Source organism: Enterococcus sp. DIV0876 (assembly GCF_050529585.1).
Classification (GTDB): Bacteria; Bacillota; Bacilli; order Lactobacillales; family Enterococcaceae; genus Enterococcus_D.
Genome location: NZ_CP172882.1, coordinates 1982672 through 2003288 on the forward strand (window position 1 = coordinate 1982672; position 20617 = coordinate 2003288).

21 protein-coding genes are annotated in these 20617 nt (G+C 40.6%); 1 reads left to right on the forward strand and 20 read right to left on the reverse strand.

What is annotated here, in order from left to right; genetic code table 11:
- Positions 1-230: 230 nt before the first annotated feature.
- From lepB to IGI41_RS09230, 7 genes are all read right to left on the reverse strand, one after another.
- Positions 231-779: a signal peptidase I gene (lepB, locus tag IGI41_RS09200; protein WP_430609496.1), complete on the reverse strand. Its 549-nt coding sequence runs from the start codon at positions 777-779 to the stop codon at positions 231-233.
- 26 nt (positions 780-805) lie between these two features.
- Complete coding sequence (locus IGI41_RS09205) at positions 806-2233, reverse strand: S41 family peptidase (RefSeq protein ID WP_430609497.1); 1428 nt, start codon at positions 2231-2233, stop codon at positions 806-808.
- A gap of 19 nt (positions 2234-2252) precedes the next feature.
- A complete protein-coding gene (locus IGI41_RS09210) occupies positions 2253-2474 on the reverse strand; it encodes a YozE family protein (RefSeq protein ID WP_054116566.1) in 222 nt (73 codons plus the stop codon).
- Positions 2467-2988 carry a peptide-methionine (S)-S-oxide reductase MsrA gene (msrA, locus tag IGI41_RS09215; protein WP_430609498.1) on the reverse strand — a complete coding sequence of 174 codons (522 nt, stop codon included), beginning with the start codon at positions 2986-2988 and terminating at the stop codon, positions 2467-2469. Before msrA ends, IGI41_RS09210 begins: the two co-directional genes overlap by 8 nt.
- Positions 2988-3638 (reverse strand): YpmS family protein, encoded by a 651-nt coding sequence (locus IGI41_RS09220; RefSeq protein ID WP_430609499.1) that lies wholly within the window; start codon positions 3636-3638, stop codon positions 2988-2990. Before IGI41_RS09220 ends, msrA begins: the two co-directional genes overlap by 1 nt.
- A complete protein-coding gene (locus tag IGI41_RS09225) occupies positions 3635-4579 on the reverse strand; it encodes an SGNH/GDSL hydrolase family protein (RefSeq protein WP_430612798.1) in 945 nt (314 codons plus the stop codon). Before IGI41_RS09225 ends, IGI41_RS09220 begins: the two co-directional genes overlap by 4 nt.
- Before the next feature lie 229 nt (positions 4580-4808).
- Positions 4809-5651 carry a DegV family protein gene (locus tag IGI41_RS09230; RefSeq protein WP_430609500.1) on the reverse strand — a complete coding sequence of 281 codons (843 nt, stop codon included), beginning with the start codon at positions 5649-5651 and terminating at the stop codon, positions 4809-4811.
- Positions 5652-5777: 126 nt separating this feature from the next.
- Here IGI41_RS09230 and trhA point away from each other — a divergent pair, with 126 nt between their 5' ends.
- Positions 5778-6431 carry a PAQR family membrane homeostasis protein TrhA gene (gene trhA / locus IGI41_RS09235; protein ID WP_430609501.1) on the forward strand — a complete coding sequence of 218 codons (654 nt, stop codon included), beginning with the start codon at positions 5778-5780 and terminating at the stop codon, positions 6429-6431.
- A gap of 61 nt (positions 6432-6492) precedes the next feature.
- On the opposite strand, the gene IGI41_RS09240 is transcribed toward trhA, so the two are convergent.
- From IGI41_RS09240 to IGI41_RS09300, 13 genes are all read right to left on the reverse strand, one after another.
- Positions 6493-6981 (reverse strand): dihydrofolate reductase, encoded by a 489-nt coding sequence (locus IGI41_RS09240; RefSeq protein ID WP_430609502.1) that lies wholly within the window; start codon positions 6979-6981, stop codon positions 6493-6495.
- A gap of 6 nt (positions 6982-6987) precedes the next feature.
- Complete coding sequence (locus IGI41_RS09245) at positions 6988-7731, reverse strand: hypothetical protein (protein ID WP_430609503.1); 744 nt, start codon at positions 7729-7731, stop codon at positions 6988-6990.
- A 50-nt stretch (positions 7732-7781) separates the two neighbouring features.
- Positions 7782-8729, reverse strand: a complete 948-nt coding sequence (locus IGI41_RS09250) for a thymidylate synthase (RefSeq protein ID WP_430609504.1) — start codon at positions 8727-8729, stop codon at positions 7782-7784.
- Between the two features lie 15 nt (positions 8730-8744).
- Positions 8745-10652 (reverse strand): ABC-F family ATP-binding cassette domain-containing protein, encoded by a 1908-nt coding sequence (locus IGI41_RS09255; protein ID WP_430609505.1) that lies wholly within the window; start codon positions 10650-10652, stop codon positions 8745-8747.
- 174 nt (positions 10653-10826) lie between these two features.
- Positions 10827-12863, reverse strand: coding sequence for a cation:proton antiporter (locus IGI41_RS09260; RefSeq protein WP_430609506.1), 2037 nt, complete (start codon positions 12861-12863; stop codon positions 10827-10829).
- A 3-nt stretch (positions 12864-12866) separates the two neighbouring features.
- Positions 12867-13148, reverse strand: coding sequence for a hypothetical protein (locus IGI41_RS09265; protein ID WP_430609507.1), 282 nt, complete (start codon positions 13146-13148; stop codon positions 12867-12869).
- Between the two features lie 197 nt (positions 13149-13345).
- Positions 13346-15466, reverse strand: coding sequence for a peptidoglycan D,D-transpeptidase FtsI family protein (locus IGI41_RS09270; RefSeq protein WP_430609508.1), 2121 nt, complete (start codon positions 15464-15466; stop codon positions 13346-13348).
- A 372-nt stretch (positions 15467-15838) separates the two neighbouring features.
- Entirely contained in the window at positions 15839-16891 is a 1053-nt protein-coding gene (locus tag IGI41_RS09275) for an LCP family protein (protein WP_430609509.1), read from the reverse strand.
- Between the two features lie 159 nt (positions 16892-17050).
- A complete protein-coding gene (locus tag IGI41_RS09280) occupies positions 17051-17860 on the reverse strand; it encodes an ABC transporter permease (RefSeq protein ID WP_430609510.1) in 810 nt (269 codons plus the stop codon).
- Positions 17861-17904: 44 nt separating this feature from the next.
- A complete protein-coding gene (locus tag IGI41_RS09285; RefSeq protein WP_430609511.1) occupies positions 17905-18960 on the reverse strand; it encodes an ABC transporter ATP-binding protein in 1056 nt (351 codons plus the stop codon).
- A 174-nt stretch (positions 18961-19134) separates the two neighbouring features.
- Positions 19135-19536, reverse strand: coding sequence for a glycerol-3-phosphate cytidylyltransferase (tagD, locus tag IGI41_RS09290; protein WP_430609512.1), 402 nt, complete (start codon positions 19534-19536; stop codon positions 19135-19137).
- A 109-nt stretch (positions 19537-19645) separates the two neighbouring features.
- Positions 19646-19846, reverse strand: a complete 201-nt coding sequence (locus tag IGI41_RS09295) for a cold-shock protein (RefSeq protein ID WP_430609513.1) — start codon at positions 19844-19846, stop codon at positions 19646-19648.
- Between the two features lie 127 nt (positions 19847-19973).
- On the reverse strand, positions 19974-20579 hold the full coding sequence (locus tag IGI41_RS09300; RefSeq protein WP_430609514.1) for a superoxide dismutase: 606 nt from the start codon (positions 20577-20579) through the stop codon (positions 19974-19976).
- Positions 20580-20617: the final 38 nt, after the last annotated feature.

Genomic DNA, 20617 nt, shown 5'->3' on the forward strand with positions numbered 1-20617 from the left:
TATTATACGGGTTTCATAGGCATTCGTCTATAACAGAATCATGATTCCCGCAGATTCTTTAGAAACCTGTTCGGCCAACCCACAGACTGCTGCAGAAGTATCCTTGTACTTTCTGTGGCAGATACTACCCTTTTTTTAAAGGTATCATTTTTTTTATTACCCATTCAATGACAAAAACCCTCTATCAAAACAGCAGCTTTGACAAAGGGCCAATGGGTCAATGAAACACGTCAAATCAAACGGATATGTGATAGAGGATAATAAACCAATCGTGCATTCCCTAAAATTGCATCTCCTGAAATCGGGCCAAAGGACCGGCTATCTTTTGAAGCTCTGCGATTGTCGCCAATCACAAAATAGCTATCTTTCCCTAATTTTTCAACCCCCAAAAGTGTTTCTAAGTCAAAATCATTTGTGTAAGAAGCTGTTTCATGATCATTGTTGCGATTTTTTACCAAAAAAGGCTCTTCGACAGGCTCTCCATTAATGTATAGTTGGTCATCTTCATACTTCACAGCATCTCCAGGCATGCCGATCACCCGTTTGATGTAGGTAGAACCATCTGGCATTTGGAATACAACCACATCAAATCGTCGAATCGGCGAGATTTTCTCAATGATCACCATATCACCTTGCCGCAGCGTCCCTTCCATCGAGTTGCCTGAAACCGGTACGGGAATCAACAAAAACGCTCGAATCAAAAACGCTGTTGCAAAAGCAATCAACGCGTATTTAACTATCAACCAGAAACGATCTCGCCATTGATTATTGGGCGTCATTGCAAATCCCCTCCTCTCTTTTTCTGTCAATCTCCTGCCAATAATGACAAAGCTTTGAGATAAGCTGGATCTTCAGCCTTGATTTTTTCAGACACAGCTCCCTCGATTGCTTGTGCTGTTTCAGCATCGACTTTGCCGCTTTCAGTAAGCGACAGTTTCTTTTGAAAAGCCGTCACTGCGGCCTCCGTCTGATCATTAAAGGTATCGCCATTCGTATCATATCCTAACGCTGCCAAAAATTGATTCAGATTATAGACAGCATCTGAACTTTGCCCGGATTTTAAGGCGTTGTCCCTCGGCAATGGTGCAAGATAGGCATAATCGGGATAATCGGCTTCATAATCCGGCATGACGCCTTGATCATTGACCCATTCTTCATTCGGTGTCAACCATTTCATGATCGTCATTTTCAATTCACTGTCGTCACCCAAGTCTTGAATATTTTGCACGGTTCCCTTCCCAAAAGTTTCTGTACCCACAATAGGAATCGCTGCTGATTCCTGCAACGCCGCCGCAAAAATCTCTGAAGCGGAGGCACTGCCGCCATCCACCAATACAACGACAGGTTCCGTAACTTTAAAGCCATCATCCAATGCTTCACTCGCTTTTGTCTCGCTGATGACCCCTTGATTGCTGGCAAATTTCACAATCATTTGTCCATCTTCCAAAAACATACTTGCCATGATTTGGACTTGGTCCAATAAACCACCTGGATTTTGACGAACATCTACTATAAATGACTTGGCACCTTCATTTCTTAAATCAGTGATCGTCTCTCTTAATTCCTGGGCTGTGTTCTCGCCAAAAGTCGTGATCTCAATTTTTCCAATCGCTTCATTTTCCGTGGTGATTTCACCATGGACCGTTTCAACTGGAATCGTATCTCTTGTTAATGTGACATCAAAAGTTTCCGCATCTCTTTGTACTGTCAACGTGACCTTAGACCCTTTTTCTCCTCGGATCTGTGCGACTACATCGGACAAGGTCTGACCTTTGGTATCTTCCCCATCCACTTTTAGGATCCGGTCGCCTATCCGTAGTCCGCTTTTTTCAGCTGGTGTGTTTTTGATGGGGGCTTGGGCAATTTCGGGATACTCATCGACCATTGATAAAGTGGCCCCGATTCCTTCAAAACTACCAGATAGTGATTGATCCAATTCATCTGCTGCCGTCTCACTTAAATAAGTCGTATAGGGATCATCCAGTGCATCGGTCATTCCTTGAAGAGCCCCTTCAATCAAGGCATCTTCATCCACTTCTTGGTAATAATTGCCTTTGATTTGCGTGAAGAGTGCTTCGATTTTTGCAATGCCACTGTTTTCTGGTTGTGATTCTTCCATAACCGCTGCAGCCTGCTGTTGCTCAGCCTGTTGCCAAATATAGACACCGCCACCTGCTAAAATCGCTACACTGACCAGTGAAATAAGATAGCGACTTGTTGAGATACCTTTCATCGTTTTCCGCCTTTCTATTCTAACGATTATTCTCTGTGTAGTCTGCCCAAATGCGATCAAAGATATCCATTGAAGGCAGGTAATCGACACTCAATTCCAAATAGGAAGAGATTTCTTCATAATCGTCGGTATGTTTCGGAAATTGTATATCATGACTTGCATGTGTGGCAAAAATTTGCGCTTCATCGGTATGACTTGGTCCTTTGACTGCCATGAGGTAACTATAAAAACTTTTACGCATGGGCTTCATCCCAATGATCGGCCAAAAAGGCGGCGCGGCGCGCATGATTGCGGGCAAAATTCTCAGGATTCTTCTTATAATAGTCTTGATGTTCATCCTCAGCCAAATAAAATGGTTGCGCAGGTTCGATCGCTGTCACGATTGGCTCAGTAAAACGGCCGCTTTCTTGTAATGCCGCTTTACTCGCCAAAGCTTTTTGCCGTTGGTCTTCATTGAAATAAAAAATCACCGGTCGGTAATTATCGCCTCGGTCCTCGAATTGCCCAAAGGCATCTGTAGGGTCAGTTTGTTGCCAGTATATCGTCAACAAATCATCGAAACTGATTTTACTTGGATCAAAAATGATTTCTACCGCTTCTGTATGTCCGGTTTGGTGACTCTTTACTTCCTGGTAAGTCGGATTTTCAGTATGTCCCGCAGTATAGCCGGAAAAGATCGACTCGATGCCATCTAATTCATCAAAAGGTTGAATCATACACCAGAAACAACCGCCTGCAAATATTGCTCTTTCCATTATTCATCCTCCGATTCAGCTGGCAGATAGAGACTCATTTGAATCTCATCATCTACAAGATTGATTTTATTGGCTTTGATAAACAAGCCGTTTTGCATTCTAAATTGGTCTAAGCGAATCAAAACGATTTGCTCATCCGCATTGACCTCGATCCATTCTGGAAATTTAAAACTACGTTTGATCATTTTTAAGACTTCACTTGTTGGTAAGTCTAAGGTACCTATCGATAAACTTTTGGCCTTCAATTGTACATTGCCTTCTTCTGTCACATAAGGGTCAAAGTACAAATAAAACGTGATCGGGAAGCCCAACACTTGAAATTCCCCTGTCAAAAGCGCTTCATTTCTCAGCTCAAAATCGTATTTTACATCTTGGTCTTTTTGAAAATCTTCCAGATAAAAATCAATCAATTGATTGACCTGACTTTTGTTACTATTGACTGTCAGTACTGGACTGCCCTCTCTTTGCACCAATTCAGTACTTTCATTCAACCCGCTTTCTCTTTGCTGAAAAATTCTTGTGGCAAAAAAGACAGTTGTGCCTATGATTACACCTGCGAGCACGAGAAAGGCTATTTTCCAATAGTTGATTGTTTTTTTAGCGGGCTTCACCTGTGCCGTTGTCTCCGATTGCTTTTGATTGGTCTTCATTTTGTCTCCTCCTGTACCAGCCACTGATCTTGCGTTTTGATCAATTCGTCCCTGACCGCATTCGCCATCAATTGATACCCCAAATTATTGGGGTGGAAGCGATCACCTTCATATAAAACATTATTGGTGATATTGTTGGTGATTGTTTCTTGGCTACTCGTTGTTGCGGTCGTCTCTGATCCAGTGTCAGTTGTTGACCCAGAGGTTTCAGAAGACGCGCTGCTAGTCGTTGTCGTCTCTTCTTCAGCATCCTCCGTATCAGCGATTCCCACTTCATCGCTCAATCCTTTATATAATAAATCATTGATTGGAATAAAATAAGCATGTGTTTGCTGCTTGATAAAATTTTCCGTTTGCGCATTCCAATTATCTATGATTGTTTGCATATCTGTGATCTCAGGAAAGTTCAAATAAAATGGATTATAAATACCCAGTACGTAAATCGGTGCACTGGCGTTCAATGACCGAATTTGGTCAAACATCTCAGTCAATCTTTGTGTATATTCTGCCATCGGCTCGGTAAACGAATCAATACTTAAGCCAAAAAATTCTGATTGAATCACTTTTAAGACATCATTTCCACCGACAGTCAGTGTGATCAAATCGGCGTCACCTAAATCTGTACGCAAGTCTTCATCATTCTTGACCCGCTTTAAAATTTGATCACTTCGTTCGCCCGCTACGCCGTAATTTTTGGTGACTAAATTTGTTAACCCATAGCGCTCTTGCAAATCCGCTGAAACAATCGGTACAAACCCGCCACGAGATGTCTCATCACCTACACCTTCAGTCAGTGAATCCCCTAATGCCACATACTCGACCGTTTCCTTGGCGGAGTGATTGGCAGTCAACTGACCGCTGGGGGATAACAAGGGCGCAGATTTTGGAATCAATAAATGGAAAATCGTCCCGGTTGCTATGGCAACCAATCCTACTGTCATCAAATAAATACCTATTTTTTTCCATTTCAACTTTCTTCAAACCCCTTACTTGTAATCTTTGCTATTTTAACAAAATTCTCATCAAATGCATAGCAGTATTCTTGCTTTTAGGAAGACTATAAACGAAAAATAAACTTTTAGATATTATGCAATATGTATTGATAGGATCGCATAAAAACGGCAAAAAACGATTCGTATGCCAACGAATCGTTTTTAGGTTTTTCAGATATTATTCCGCAGTGTAGGTAATGGCAAATGCGCCTTTGCCTGTGTGTGTCGCAATGATCGGTGTAGTATGCAATAAAGGAATATCCAAATCAGGAAATGCCTCTTGCAATTCACGCTTGAACCGCTCCGTGATTTCTAAACCATCCGCATGGGATATACCGATCTTCGTGACCTTCGGTAGTTGCTGCAGTTCTTTTTTTAGTTCTTCAAACCATTTGTTGAAGGTTTTGACGCCGCGTCCTTTGACCACAGGAATCAACTCGGAATGGTCAAAATCCATGATTACTTTCATGTTCAACAGGCTTGACAACAAACCTTTTGCTCGACTGATACGTCCACCTTTGACTAAATTTTCCAAGGTCGACACACCGATAAATAATTTGGTATTATCGCGCACACGGTCAACTTCTGGCAGTACTTCTGCCAAAGTTTTGCCGGCTTGTGCCAGTTCGGCTGCACGAATCACCTGAAATGCCAATGCTTGATCGGTCGTATCACTATCGATCACTGTTACATTTGCTTTAGACAATTGACTCGCTTGACGCGCTGCTTCTACGGTACCGCTCAAACCTTTAGTCATATGGATCGCCAATACTTCACTGCCATCTTTACCAAGTTCATCAAATAACTCGACAAAATGGCCAATCGGCGGTTGGCTGGTTTTCGGTAATTCCTTGGCTTGACTCATCATCTGCATAAATTTCTCGCCAGGCAACGTTTCATCATCTGGATAAACGACCCCATCGATCATTACAGATAGTGGTACAACATGGATTGCCAACGCATCGCGGATACTTGGTTCCATGGTACAAGAAGAATCGGTCACAATTTTAAGATTTGCCATCATATATTCACTCTTTCTTTAAATCAAGTCTCTTTTCATGGTAAAATAACCATAGACCATTTATACTTAGTATAACAGAGAGAAAAATTTTTTTCATCTAATTTTGATTTAGAGGGACGGTGTCATATGCAGCATATGAAATTTAGTCGTAAATATTTGATCGTCAACGAAGTATTGAACGCCGTGACCCACGGCATTGGTTTTGGCCTAAGTGTCGCAGGATTGGTCCTTTTGTTGGTCAAAGGCGCCCGTTTAGGCTCACCGATCCATGTCGTGTCTTATGCGATCTATGGTTCAACGATGATTTTGCTTTTTTTGTTTTCAACACTCTTTCATAGTCTGATTTTTACTCGTGCAAAAAAAGTTTTTCAAGTATTTGATCATGCCTCGATTTTTCTATTGATCGCTGGCAGCTATACGCCTTTTTGTCTGTTAAGTATTCAAGGTTGGCTAGGGTGGTCGCTTTTTATTTTGATCTGGTTATTGGCTATCAGCGGCATCGTCTATAAATCTTTGACCTTGCACAAGAAAGAAACAGTCTCCAAAGTGTCCACACTGATATATATTATTATGGGTTGGTTATGTGTGATTGCTTTTAAACCATTGATTGAAAATCTCGGTTATTCAGGAACCTTTTTACTTGCCGGCGGTGGTGTATCCTATACAGTAGGTGCGCTTTTTTATAGCTTAAAAAATATACGATTTATGCATGTGGTTTGGCACTTATTCGTGATGTTAGGTGCTGGATTGATGTTTTTCTCGGTTTTATTCTATACTTGATCCCAGCTCAACAAAGCGATCCGAAAGACTTCTCTATGCTCAGGAGTCTTTCGGATCGTGTTTATTTTTTATGATAAAATTCAAATTGATGACGGTACTTGTTGCGTTCATCGACAACACCAGGAATGATTTTGGTCAGCGCCCATTTTTCCCAATCGATTTCAGGGAAGAAAACATCCCCTGTAAAGGTCTCATCGATCACTGTCCGATACAATTGATCACAATCTTCGATCATCGTTTCGAAAACACCCGCTCCCCCTGTGAGAAAGACTGGATGATTTTGTTCTTTTGTATAAGCCAAAATCTCTTCACGACTATGCATCACCAAGACGCCTTCTGCTTGATAGTTTTGGTCACTGGTCAAAACTATGGTTGTTCGTTGTGGTAATGGACGTCGCCCCATTCCTTCAAAGGTTTTTCTACCCATAATAATAGTATTATTGATTGTTTGATCTTTAAAAAATTTCAGATCATTGGGTAAATGCCAGGGTAATGTGCCATTTTCTCCAATCAATCCTTGTTTGTCTTGTGCCCATAAAGCAATCAACATCTACGATTACACCCTTTCTTCATATAGTGATTTGGTTATTGCCGCGGCTAATTGCAACCTTCCCATCAATTGACGCATTGGATCATCAGACAGCCCATCACGGTTACGATCTGCATAACACAAGCCATCACAAGCATGATACATCAAGTTGCCACCATAGGTTAATACTTTCCGCGGCCATTCCCCGTCATTCAATCTCGCGTGGTTATCTTTTAAGAAGACATCAATCAATGAAGCCGAAAAAATTTCGCTGCCAGCCGTTATATCGACATCCTCTAGTTGGAAACAGGCTTGTGCCACCTGATTGACCAAGGCTTCCGTCACACGCCACGCTTGAGGGTGGCTGTCAAAAGCTTGGGGGGTTCTCCCAAGAATACAGTATGTTTCTTTTCCTATCTCTAGTTGGCTGATCTGAGCCAACTCATCTGGAAAAGATGTCTGCCATGTGAGCAAGCGATCGAAATCACACAGTTGAAAAGACGTTAGCGCAGGATAGGCTTCTTTCGCTGCGCGAACAGCTTTTCTTCTGGCGTCTCCAGCGCCATTAGCGGGGATGATCATCGTTTTACACTGATGATGCGCATTGAGTAAGTGGGTAAGCAGCGGATCTGTGACATCTGAGATTGCAAGAAAAACCCCCTCAAAACAGTTTGCCAAAAAATCGAGCACCGTTGACACATCAGATACTTCTAGTAGGTCATTTCGTCTATTATGAACAGTTGCAATGATTCCTCTTTTGGTTCGAGTCATCAGCTGACACCCCTAACTGTTTTTCTTTACTGCATGTCCTTTCAGATACATCATACAGCAATCGGTGCTTTGATCGTCGGGTGTGGATCATACCCTTCTATACTAATATCTGACATCTCAAAGTCAAAGATCGATCGTTTTTCAGGATTCAAAATCAATTGCGGTGCAGGTCGGACATCACGGCTCAACTGTTCTTTCATTTGCTCGAAATGATTGCTATATAAATGTGCATCCCCTAATGTATGCACGAACTCACCAACAGCTAGACCAGTTTCGTGGGCAATTAGATGGGTCAATAACGCATAACTGGCAATATTGAAAGGCACACCTAAAAAGACATCCGCACTGCGTTGGTACAGCTGACAACTTAAACGACCATCATACACATAAAATTGAAACATAGTATGACAAGGCGGCAAAGCCATAGTCGGAACATCTTCAGGATTCCATGCCGAAACGATCAAGCGTCTAGAATCAGGCGTGGTTTTGATCATTTCAATCACTTCTTGGATCTGATCAATGAAGCCACCTTTGGCTTTCTCCCAGTGACGCCATTGATACCCATAGACGTGACCAAGATCCCCATGTTTTTGGGCAAAATCGTCATCAGCGAGAATACGATCACAAAATGTCTGCAATTCTTGTTGATATTGTGTATTAAAGTCTTCATCCACCAACGAGCGGCGACCAAAATCTGTCATATCTGGACCTGCATAATCCGCGCTTTTCACATACCGTTCAAACGCCCACTCATCCCAGATATGGTTTTTGTGGGCTAGTAGATAGCGAATGTTGGTATCTCCTTTTAAAAACCAGAGCAATTCGCTTTTGATCAACCCAAAAGGGACCCGCTTCGTTGTCAGCAAAGGAAACCCTTTTGATAAATCAAACCGCATTTGATGCCCAAAGATACTCCGCGTACCTGTACCAGTGCGATCCCCCTTATCATTGCCTTCAGTTAAAATCTTCTTTCCTAAATCTAAATACGCTTGTTCCATAAGAAACTCCTTTCGTTAGACAAATTCACTTAAGTATTCCCAGCGATTCATTTTTTCAGCTAACTGTGTCTGTACATCTGCAATTTCTTGTTGCAACTGCTGCAACTTGGTGAAATCAGCCCCTTGATGGTTCATCTCTTCCGTCAAGGCTTCTTCTCTTGCCTCTAAGTCAGCAATATCGTCCTCAATGGTTGCCCATTCTTTTTGTTCCATATAACTGAGTTTCTTTTTTGAAACAGCAACTGGTTCATCGTTTTTTGTAATTGACCTTGAATCTGACTGACGATTTGCGTCTGCCGCTTCTTTGTCTGATCCTTTAAGGGTTTTTCGTGCCAAATACTCATTGATCGAACCATAGTAGGATTCGATCACTCCATGGCCCTCAAAAATCAGCAATTTTTCTGCTACTTTGTCTAAGAAGTAGCGGTCATGGGAAACTGTGATAACTGCTCCCGGAAATGATTCTAGGTAACTTTCCAACACAGTCAAGGTGTCAATATCTAAATCATTGGTAGGTTCATCTAACAACAATACATTTGGTTGTCCTATCAATAATTTCAACAAGAACAAACGCCGTTTTTCTCCACCAGATAGTTTACCGATTTTCGTTCCATGCATCGAACGTGGAAATAAAAATTGCTCCAACATTTCAGCGACGCTGACTTGACTGCCGTCTGCTTTTTGTACTTCTTCAGCAGCTTCTTGCAAGTAAGCGATCATGCGCTGATCCGGATCCATTGCCTCATTGGTCTGCGTATAGTAGGCCAATTTAACCGTGCTACCTATCACTCTTTGCCCGGAATCAAGGTCGATTCTGCCAGCCAAAATGTTCAGTAATGTGGACTTTCCAGCTCCATTTTCACCAGTGATACCCAGACGCTCTCTTGATTGGATCAAGAGATCAAAATTTTGCAGCAATCGAAGATTTTCAATGGCATAAGAGGCGTCTTTTAATTCTAACACTTGTTTCCCCAAACGAGTCGCTGCTACATCAATGGCTACTTCGCCATTTCTCTTCACTTGATTCAAATTGTCCTTTAAATCATCAAAGCGATCGATGCGGGCTTGTTGCTTGGTTGTACGCGCTTTGGCACCGGTCCTTATCCAAGCCAATTCGTGCTTGTACAATTGTTTGCGTTTGTCTTCTTGTGTTTCTTCGATCCGTTCTCTTTCTGCTCGGGCATGGAGATAAGTTTCATAATTTCCTTGATACTCATGGATCTTGCCAAAGGACAATTCAAAAATGCGGTTGGCTACACGATCCAAAAAATAGCGGTCATGCGTGACCATCATCAATGCGCCACGATATTGTTTCAAATACCCTTCTAACCATTGGATTGCATCATAGTCTAAATGATTGGTTGGTTCATCTAACAACAATAAATCAGGCGCATCGATCAAGACTTGCGCCAATCCAACCCGTTTCTTTTGGCCACCGGATAGCTGGCTGACTTGCTGGTCCAAATTGCTGATGCCTAACTTTTGTAAAATGATTTTGGCAGTGGTATCTGTATGCCACGCATCTGCTTTGTTCATCGCTTCTTCAGCAGCTTGGTATTGTTTCAAGACCGCGGCGTCTCCGCCATTGCCTTCTAACGCCAACAACGCTTTTTCATATGTGCGAACAACACGAATCAGCGGACTCGTTCCTTGGAATACCGCATCAAGAACGGATAGGTCTTCTGCCAATTGATTTTCTTGTGACAAAAAGCCGATCCGGTAATCTTGTGCTGCAAAAACAGTTTGCAGATCTCCATCTCCTCGGTCGATGCCTGCAATAATCCTCAGCAAACTCGATTTTCCGGTTCCATTGACCCCTATCAAGCCAATCCGGTCTTTTTCATGAATCAGAAAAGATAACTGATCAAACAATGTTTTTTCTCCGTAAGTTTTTCGTAAGTCACTTACTTTCAATTCTTTCACAGCAAACCCTCCTGCATTTTTTTCTTCGCTCATTGTACCATATTCTGACTTTTGTTGGTGGGTTTCTCCCAAAAACATCTTCAACAATCTTAACAATCAATACGACGAAAATGCCCCAACTTCAACCTTTGATTGAAGGCTGAAGTTGAGGCGTTTTGCCAATCGAGGACCAAATCAATGCCTAAACATTCGTTGTTTAGGCTGTTCATCTGCCCGTGACATAGCATAGGATTCCAAAAGGTTGACATTCCGACGATATTCATTGGCGGACAAAGTAGAAATTTTTTCGCTGACCTCATATTCATCGATGGTTTTGCGTTCCAAATAATATCCCCATAAAATTTTCTTCACGAAAATCGAGTCTTGTTCGATCATGATCGTTTCAAAGAAATTGCTATGTTCAAAACGCTTGATACTCATTTCTCGTTGGCGAATAAAGAAGTTGATCAATGATGAATCATAGACATCTTCTAAGTTGCTTAAACTATGAAAAATATAGTCACTATTTTTGAGATAGATTTTTTGTACTTCTGAAATATCACGCTGTTTCAACGCTGCTTTAAATTGCTGCTGACGTTGAATAAACAAGCGGGGATGGAAAATGATCCGTAGAAAACGTTGGATGAAAAATAGCCAGAAACTAAAGAAGGATAAAATTTGTTTTGCCAATGAATGTTGTTGCTGAGAGATAAACCTTGAATAAAAACGGTAGCCATTCAGACTGACTTGGCCATTGCGGTAGGCTTCATCTAAACCATCTTGCTCAATCGATAGAATCAATCCTTGAATCTCTTGAATCTCTTGTTTTTCTGAATCAGTTAAACTGTTGCGATACAGTTCCCAGCGGCGATTTTCATATGAATTGATCACTGCTTCAATGGCCAAACGCCCTTTATCGGAGAGTTCTTGCTTTTCTTCAATCTCTAATTGTTGGATCACATCTTCTAAGATCAATAAATGATTGAAATCGACACTTTCAGAAGCTTCACCATCTGCCAAATAAGGCAAGACCATCACACTGATCACCAATGTCAGCAAAATCACACAAGCAGTCAAAAAGAGCAAGAGACTACGTTCTTCAAATCTAGCACCATTGACCATGACTGGCAAAATAAAAATGGCTGCCAAACTGACCGTTCCTTTGACGCCGCCGAAGGTCAATAAGGCCGTTTCTCGCAAAGATACTTGTTTCTTGGTCTGTAAAAAAAGGTAATAAAACAATAAAAAAGCAAAACGAACGATAAATATCATGGCTGTCACGATCAAAACAGTCACAACCAAATGCCAATTGGCATAACTTTTACTTTCCCAAATTGGTGAAAAGACTTGTGACAATTCGATACCTAAAAATAAAAATACGAGTGCATTCAAAGTGAAAACGACGGTTGACCACGTACTACCAGAGATATTGGCCAACTCAGCATCGAATAGAGAAATCTGCCGTTTTCTTTGGGCCTGGGCAACACCAGCAACTACAGCTGCAATAATCCCAGAAACACCAATCATTTCTGCCAGAAGATAGGCAGCAAACGGTAAAAGCAGTTCAATCAGTAGATAGACGGTTACATCTTGGGCTGAAATTTTTTCGATAAAGCGTAAAATTTTGCGCTTGAGCCAGACCACCAGATAACCGACCAAACCGCCCCCAATACTGGAAAAAAGCAACTGGAATCCGGCATTGGCAACAGAAAAAGTGCCTGTGGTCAATGCAACAATTGCAAACTGTAAAGCAGTTACTCCGGAAGCATCATTCAACAATCCTTCACCTTCGAGAATATGCATGATATGTTTGGATATTTTTAACCTTTTGGCCAATGATGAGACCGCCACTGCATCAGTCGGTCCTAAAGCAGCACCAAATGCAAAACAAGCGGCTAACGGAATCGTTGGCATCAGCCAATGCAACGTACCGCCAATAGCAAACAGCGTCATTAGTACCCCACCAAAGGCCAGAAATAAAATGATTTTACTATTTTTGAGGATCTCGGGGACATCAGCCCGCTCTCCTTCTCGAAACAAAAGTGGTCCAATAATCATGACCAGAAACATTTCAGGTTCAAAAGCAATGTCTTGCCCTAATTTGGTCAGTCCTAAAAGAATGCCAAGTATGATTTGAATGAAAAAAATAGGGACGGAGGGCAAGATTTTACTTGCCACATTAGAAAGGGTAACGAGGAGTGCGATGACAATGACAAGTTCAATAAATTCCATCCATTACCCTCTTTTCTTTCGGATAGCCAATAACAATTCAAGAAAATCTTCTTTTCTCAGTAAGATTTTCTCGTTGAGAAGATTTAGCTCCTTTTCATTATTTTCGATCTCACATTGGACTCTGCGCGATTCCAAGCGATATAAGTCATGTTTCATCCGTTCGAATTTTCGAAACAACAACGGATTTTTGCGTTGCAGATAGTCGCGCATTTCTTTCTTTTCAGCTGGTGTGAATTGGCTTAATTGCCGCATTAATTCTTGTTTGCTTAAACATTCTTTATTCATGGTTTCCCTGTTACTCCTTTGTTTCTAACTCTGAATTTAAATAATAAATGCTGAATTATTTCTTTTGACCGCTTGTATTCTATGCCAATCATTTAAAAATAGCAAGTCTTTCCCACTAAAAGAATATTTTCTATTTGATTTCTTAATGGAATCAAAAAAAAACGCAGGCAAGACCTGCGATTTTTTTCGTGCATAGCTTATTTCATATATAAATCATAGTAAGCATCCATGATTTCTTTGGCAATCTTCACATTAGGATGGCTAGTGGTAGCAGATTTCAGTTGCGGCATTACGATAGCAATGGCAATATCTGCATCATCACTTGGCCCATAAGCCACAATGTTCAAATTGACCAAATTGATCGTATTGCCATTGCTGTCAACGATTGGTGTTTCAGCAGTCCCTGTTTTTGCTGACACATCCATTTTAGCAGAAGCCAATCCTGTCGCTGTCGCCCATGCATCTGTTCCATGAACTGCTTCATAAAAACCTTGTTGGATAAGCTGCATTTGTGCATCACTGATTCCTACTTCGTTCAAAACAGTCGGTTCGATAGCAGATTTCATCGTCCCTAAACCACCCGTTTCATCATTGCCATAAATACCAGAAACGATATGTGGTTGCAACCGTTGACCGCCATTAGCAACAGTTGCTGCATATTGTGCCAACTGCAAAGTCGTATAGGTATCGAACTGACCAAACGCTAAATCGAGGATTTTTCCGCCATCACTGACAGAATCCATATTTTCAATCGATGTGCTGATTCCGGTCGCTTCACCGGGTAGATCAATACCCGTTTTAGTGCCCATACCAAAAGAAGCAAAGGCCGTTCGTAATTTGTTATAAACATCTCCTTGGCGATCCACTGTTGGAATCGAGATGCCCGCTTGATAATCGATCCCCATCAAACGCAAGGCAACTTGCATCATGTATGAGTTAGAAGAGACTTCCAATGCTTGGACAGCGGATAAATTCCGGTTATTCGCACCAGTCGGGTTAAAGATCGAGGCTTTGACATCTGACCCGATACGGATCGGTTGATCATACAAGACTTCATTGCCGCTGATCACACCATTTTCCCAGCCAGCTGCTAAGGTACCGCCTTTAACGACCGAACCTGGTACAAAGGCATTGATAAAGGTGCCGATAGCATTTTCTTGCAAATCATTTGATTTGGTTTCATGTTGATATCCTGACATCGCTAAGACGCCACCGGTTTTAGGATTTAATGCCACAGCATAGACACCTGGTGAATACTCCGCTGCGCCAGAATCTATCAAGTCTTGGAAGTTGTCTTGCAAAATTTGATCGACTTCTTTTTGGAATTTGGCATCTAATGTTAACACCAAGTTATCCCCTTTGGCTCCAGCATAGGTTTCTTTTTGGCTTTCAATATTATTACTATTATCCAGTGTGATTTCTGAAATAGATTTGGTTCCTTGTAAAACCTCTTCATATTGTTGTTCCAAATAACTACGACCAACACGATCATTTCGGGCATAACCTTTAGCAAGAAAAGCATCTAAACTTTCTTCAGGGATCCCTTGCTCCTCGCTGGTCACCGTTCCGATCAGACTTGCAAGAGAGCTGCCCTCAACGATTTTTCTGGTCCAATCCGTGCCAGTCGAAACGCCTGGGAGATCCACCATATTTTCAGCAACGATTGCCAGTTCTTCGTCAGACACATCGGCTGTTTTAATAAAGACAGTACTTAGCGATTGGGCACTATTCATTCGTTTGAATATCGTAGCTGTTTCTAATTCAGCATCTGAAAAGTCGATTTCTTCCTCTGTCACCTTGGCAACAGTAGCTGTATATTGCTCTGAAGTTGATAATGCCTTTTCTTTATCGGATAAACGATCTGTCGCTGTTTCTAAATTGTCTTCATCAGCCAACCAAAAATCTTTCAGATCTCTTTCAGTTAAATTCTTATCGACTGGTACATTGATCAACTCACTTAATTTCTTTGCAGTATCAAGAAGATTTTGTGCCGTCATTTTATTGCCACGGGTAAAGGTAATTGCTGCATTGGCTTGGTTTTCTACTAAGGCTTTACCTGAGGCATCATAGATCATTCCCCGAGGGGAACTCCCCTTGACTTCAACAACAGAAGAGGCCTTTAATTGCTTTTCTATATTCTCGCCATTGACGATTTGTAAATACCCCAATTGAACGATCAATGCAACAAATAATGCAAATATAATAAAAAATAAAAAGTTCAATCGAAACGGTACATGAGATTTGCGATACGCCTTGGCCTTAGGTTCTTCTGGCCCTTTCCGTATGCTATAGACTACTTTATCTCTTAAATTCTTCATCTCATCTATCCTTCCAATCTATAGTGACTACCGTCCTATTTTACCAAAAAAATCGCTGGGAAACCGAAAAAAAAGCAAATATCCCTAAATCCTTAGAAAAAACTATAAGAATCCATTCTTATTCACCAGAATGTTTCACAGTTTCGCAAAGCACCCTATTTATCTAAATCAAACAATTATTATTTTAAGCTTTCTTCAATCTTTTCATACGCTATGTGCGTGAAACAAGAATGAAACTTTGCTGTTTGTGGAAAACTATCCTTGCCTTGATATTTGATATGCAAAAAAAGCAATCAATCTCAAACGTAGGGCTCAATTATTTTGTCCCTATCATTTCAATTGATTGCTCATTTTAAAACAGCCAAAGATAAATCAATAACTTGACCCATCGTCGACATACGCATCATCGGTTTCTTCCCCATCAGAATAGCCTGTCGTATCATCATATAGCTGATAATCTGAATAACCGTCCGTATATTCATCCCCTTGGGATAGCGTATCGTTTGTCGGTAATCCCAATTGCTCTTTCAGCAAATTTTGCGCATTCAGTAACTGATTGATTCCTAATAACTGATAATACACACCATTCATCAATTGCCCTTCGCCTTGGAGCTGTTCTTGATTGATCGTAGTGAATGCCGGAATATAGTTCGTGCCAATATCCAACATATCCTCCCAAGTCAAATCTGTTTTGGAGTTTTTTTCGACAGCTTTTAAAATTTTCTGATAATTGCTGACACCGTCCAAACTCATGACTTTTTTGAGAATTTTTTCAACAACTTCTCGCTGACGTTTTTGTCGACCAATATCACCCTCAGGATCTTGCTTACGCATGCGCGCATAAGCCAAGCCGGTTTTCCCATCCAAAGTGATCGTTCCTTTCGGCACATGAACCCCTTCTAAAGTGAAGTCGATCTCATTGGTGACTTCAATGCCTCCAACAGCATCGATCAAATCACGCATCCCTTGCATATTGATGGTTACATAATGATCGATCGGGATATCCAATAAGTTTTCTACCGAATCCATCGACATTGCCTCACCGCCAAATGCATAGGCATGGTTTAACTTGTCCAATGTACCATATCCCACGATTTGGGTATAAATATCTCGATCAAGACTCAGGATCGTTGATTCTTTCTTTTCAGGATTGACTGTCACCACCATCATACTATCCGAGCGTCCTTGCTCCGTTCTACCCAAAGCACCTGTATCGATACCCAATAAAAGAATCGAAAATGGATCACGGTCCTCAATACTGACCGCTTCTTTTCGCTTGGTGGTTGTCCGATCCACAGTTTGAGAGATTTGATCAAAGGTTTTGCTCGTATCTTCGTAGACGCGCATCCCGTAGACAGTCACACCAATAACACCTATCACCAAAATCCCTAAAATTCCCAAAATCACTTTTTGATATACTCGCATTTTGCACCCCGCAATAAATCTTGATTCACGCAATAGACCCTCTACTGTGTATAAAAAACAGCAATCGCTCTCATTGACTAAAAACAATTTTAACAGAACAGTCACTGTTTTAAAATGTAAAATATTCGTTTTATAAAAAAAAGCCCTAAAAAGGACTTTTTAGATATAGTCAACAAAGCGGGCACGGAATTTCATATGCAAGTGACTACCGAGTATGAGAAGCATCAATGTGATACACCAGAAAATCAACGTGTAGGTTGTCTTCTCCCAAACCCAGCCACGGGATAAAAATGCATCTCTGAAGCCTTCTATTAAATAATAAATAGGATTCAATCTTAAAATTTTGATCAACCAGATCGGCATATTTCGATTGTTGATATCCCAAATAGGACCAGATACATAAAAAAGTAACCGCAACACTGATTGTAAAAAGATATGATAGTCCCTAACCAAAACAGTAATCGTTGCATTTAATAGCCCAAAAGCAAACAAGAAAATAACCATAGCTACAAAATAATAAATAAATTGCAGCCAATATAGCGTTGGCGTCACTCCTACAAGAAATAAAGAACCAACAACGATCGCTACCATTGGAATATAAGACGATAGATTACTGATAATATTGATCGACGGCAAAATGCTTACTGGAAACTTCATCTTCGCCACCATACCAACTTGACGATGGATACTGTTCGAAGCACCTAAAATCGAGGCACTCACATAAAACCAAGCCGTGATCCCAATCAACATCCATACAATAAATGGCACGCCTTCAACTTCCCGATTGCCATTAACCCCTAATCCAAAAACCAGGTAATAGATACCTACCTGAATGGCCGGATTTAAAATCTGCCAAGCCAAGCCTAGGTAGTGACTTTGATAAGTAGCTTTGTCTTCATACCTCGACATGCGGAATACAATCCCAGCATGTTTAAATTGTTCTGTTATAACTGCTGCAATTTCTTTCACAAAATTCTTCCTTTTCTATTCGAACTATATAATGATGTTCTTTTTTATTTGAACACTTGGCTGATTACATCAACTGGATTTTTGATTGCATATGTCAACGATCTATCGCTGAAAGAAACCAATGCACAAAATATCGTCGTGATCGCAACTAAGGCCAGCAATCCTTTCGTTGCCCAACTCATTTTTTCTCCAAGGGGTGTTCGTTTCAAATTTTTCTGAATAACTTGATCTGAAAGATTTTGTTGTTGCAGGAATGCATCATCGTGACTCTTTGTTTCCAAAGTCTCTAGTGTGAATGCTTTTTGTTCTTCTTTAAATTGGTCTTGGTAACTTTTTTGTTCTTTCTTTGGTTGTTTCTTAAACCAGTCAATAAATTGACGGTATTCTCCCATCACTTCTTTGGTTGGACCGAACATGCGTAAATCGCCATAATGCATCCAAATTGTTCGGTCACAAAGTTTTTCAACCTGACCTAGTGCATGACTAACAAAGAAAATCGTTTTACCCGCTGCTTTAAATTCCATGATTTTATCGACACATTTTTGATAAAACGTTTCATCCCCAACAGATAAAGCTTCATCGATGACCAAAATATCTGGGTCATTATGAACAGCAATAGCAAAGCCCAATCTAGACTTCATCCCGCTTGAGTAGCTTTTGACTGGCTGATTGATAAAATCCCCCAAATCAGCAAATGCCACGATTTCAGGAAGTTTTTCATCGATTTCTTTATTCGTCATGCCTGACATCAATGCTTTTAAACGAATATTCTCAAGCCCAGTCAGCTGGAACTTCAAGCCCGCACCAATGGCAATGATCGATGTATCCCCATTTACCTCCATTGTTCCTGAAGTGGGCGGGATAATGCCGCTGATCACATTAGATAAGGTGGACTTGCCAGAACCATTAATACCAATGATCCCGACTGATTCTCCTGCTCTCACATCAAAACTAACCCCTTTTAATGCCCAGAAACGTGGGACATTTCGGTGGTAAAACTTAAATAAAGCTTTGACTTTATCTGATTTTTTTTTATATAAGTCATATTCTTTCGTTACGAGCGTTGCACGTACTTTTATCTCTTTATCCACTATCTTCATCCATTCTAAAAGAATTTCTCACTGATTGCTACAACTCACACAACATCATACCATATTTTTGTCAGCCTTTACCTCCCTTAATAAAAACAAGTAAGAAAATCTTAAATTAATCCTAAGTTCCAGACAAAAAGGCATCTAAAAAGATGCCCTTGTATGCTTGTTTTGTTTAACGAGCTAATTCTTCAACTTCAAATCTTTCTTGATTTGAGTGGTAGAAATCTCAGGTGTTCTTGCCAAATAGACAACTTCAGCATCCGTTTGTTCTTGAACAAAATCAAATTCACCTGCCCAATCGTCTCCCATAACAAAGGTATCTACATGGTACTCTTTGACATCAGTGACTTTTTGATCCCAACCTTCTTCGGGGATGACCAAATCAACATAGCGAATCGCTTCTAAAAGCTGTTTTCTTTTTTCATAAGAAAAATAGCATTTCTTTTGTTTCTCATTCCAGTTAAATTCATCTGTCGACAACGCAACAATCAGATAATCGCCTTGTTCTTTCGCTCTGCGCAAAAGATTGATGTGCCCATAATGTAATAAATCAAATGTACCATAAGTAATCACTCGTTTCATTTGTTTACCTCTTTACTTCCTAATTTTCATTAATACAAAAAAGATACCAAAAAATAAGCAAAATGGCAAATCAAAAAAGCCGAGTTGCCTCAGCTTTCGATTCAATCAATTAGATTTTGCTGACTTCAGCAGCTTGTGGTCCTCGCACACCCTCGACGATGGAGAATGCCACAGCTTGACCTTCCTCTAGAGATTTGAAGCCATCTCCTTGGATCGCTGAAAAATGAACAAATACATCTTGCCCACCATCTGTTGTAATAAAACCAAAACCTTTTTCATTGTTGAACCATTTTACTTTACCTTGTTCCATATCGTATAGAGCCTCCATGCATTCAGTATAAGACGAAATCGTCAGGTCTATTATAATCAATTTTGAAAGCGTTCGCAACAAGGAACAACAAAAAAAGAAAGCCTAGGCTTTCTTTTTTGTTGCTCTATTATGCTTGAGCAAAATATTCGTTGACTTTGTCCCAATTCACAACACTCCAAAAAGCGTTGATATAATCTGGACGAACATTTTTATATTTCAAGTAATACGCATGTTCCCAAACATCCAAGCCTAATACTGGTGTTTGACCATCCATCAATGGTGAATCTTGATTGGCTGTTGATGTCACAGCTAATTTGCCATCTTTGACAACTAACCAAGCCCAACCAGAACCAAAACGTCCAGTCGCTGCAGTCTTGAATTCTTCTTTAAAATCATCAAAGCTGCCAAACGTTTCTTCGATCGCATCTTTGATCGCACCTGTTGGTTCGCCACCAGCATTTGGACCTAAAATTTCCCAGAAAAATGTGTGGTTGGCATGTCCGCCACCGTTGTTGCGAACCGCTGTTTGAATATCTTCAGGAATAGAAGAAAAATCTTTTAACAAATCTTCTACTGATTTTTCGCCTAATTCAGGATGTTTTTCAATCGCTGCATTTAAATTGGTCACATAAGTATTATGGTGTTTATCATGATGCAAATGCATCGTTTCTTCATCGATATATGGTTCTAGTGCATCATATGCATAAGGTAAATCTGGTAAAGTGTAAGTCATAAAAAAATTCCTCCTCAATGATAATGTTTACATAAGTA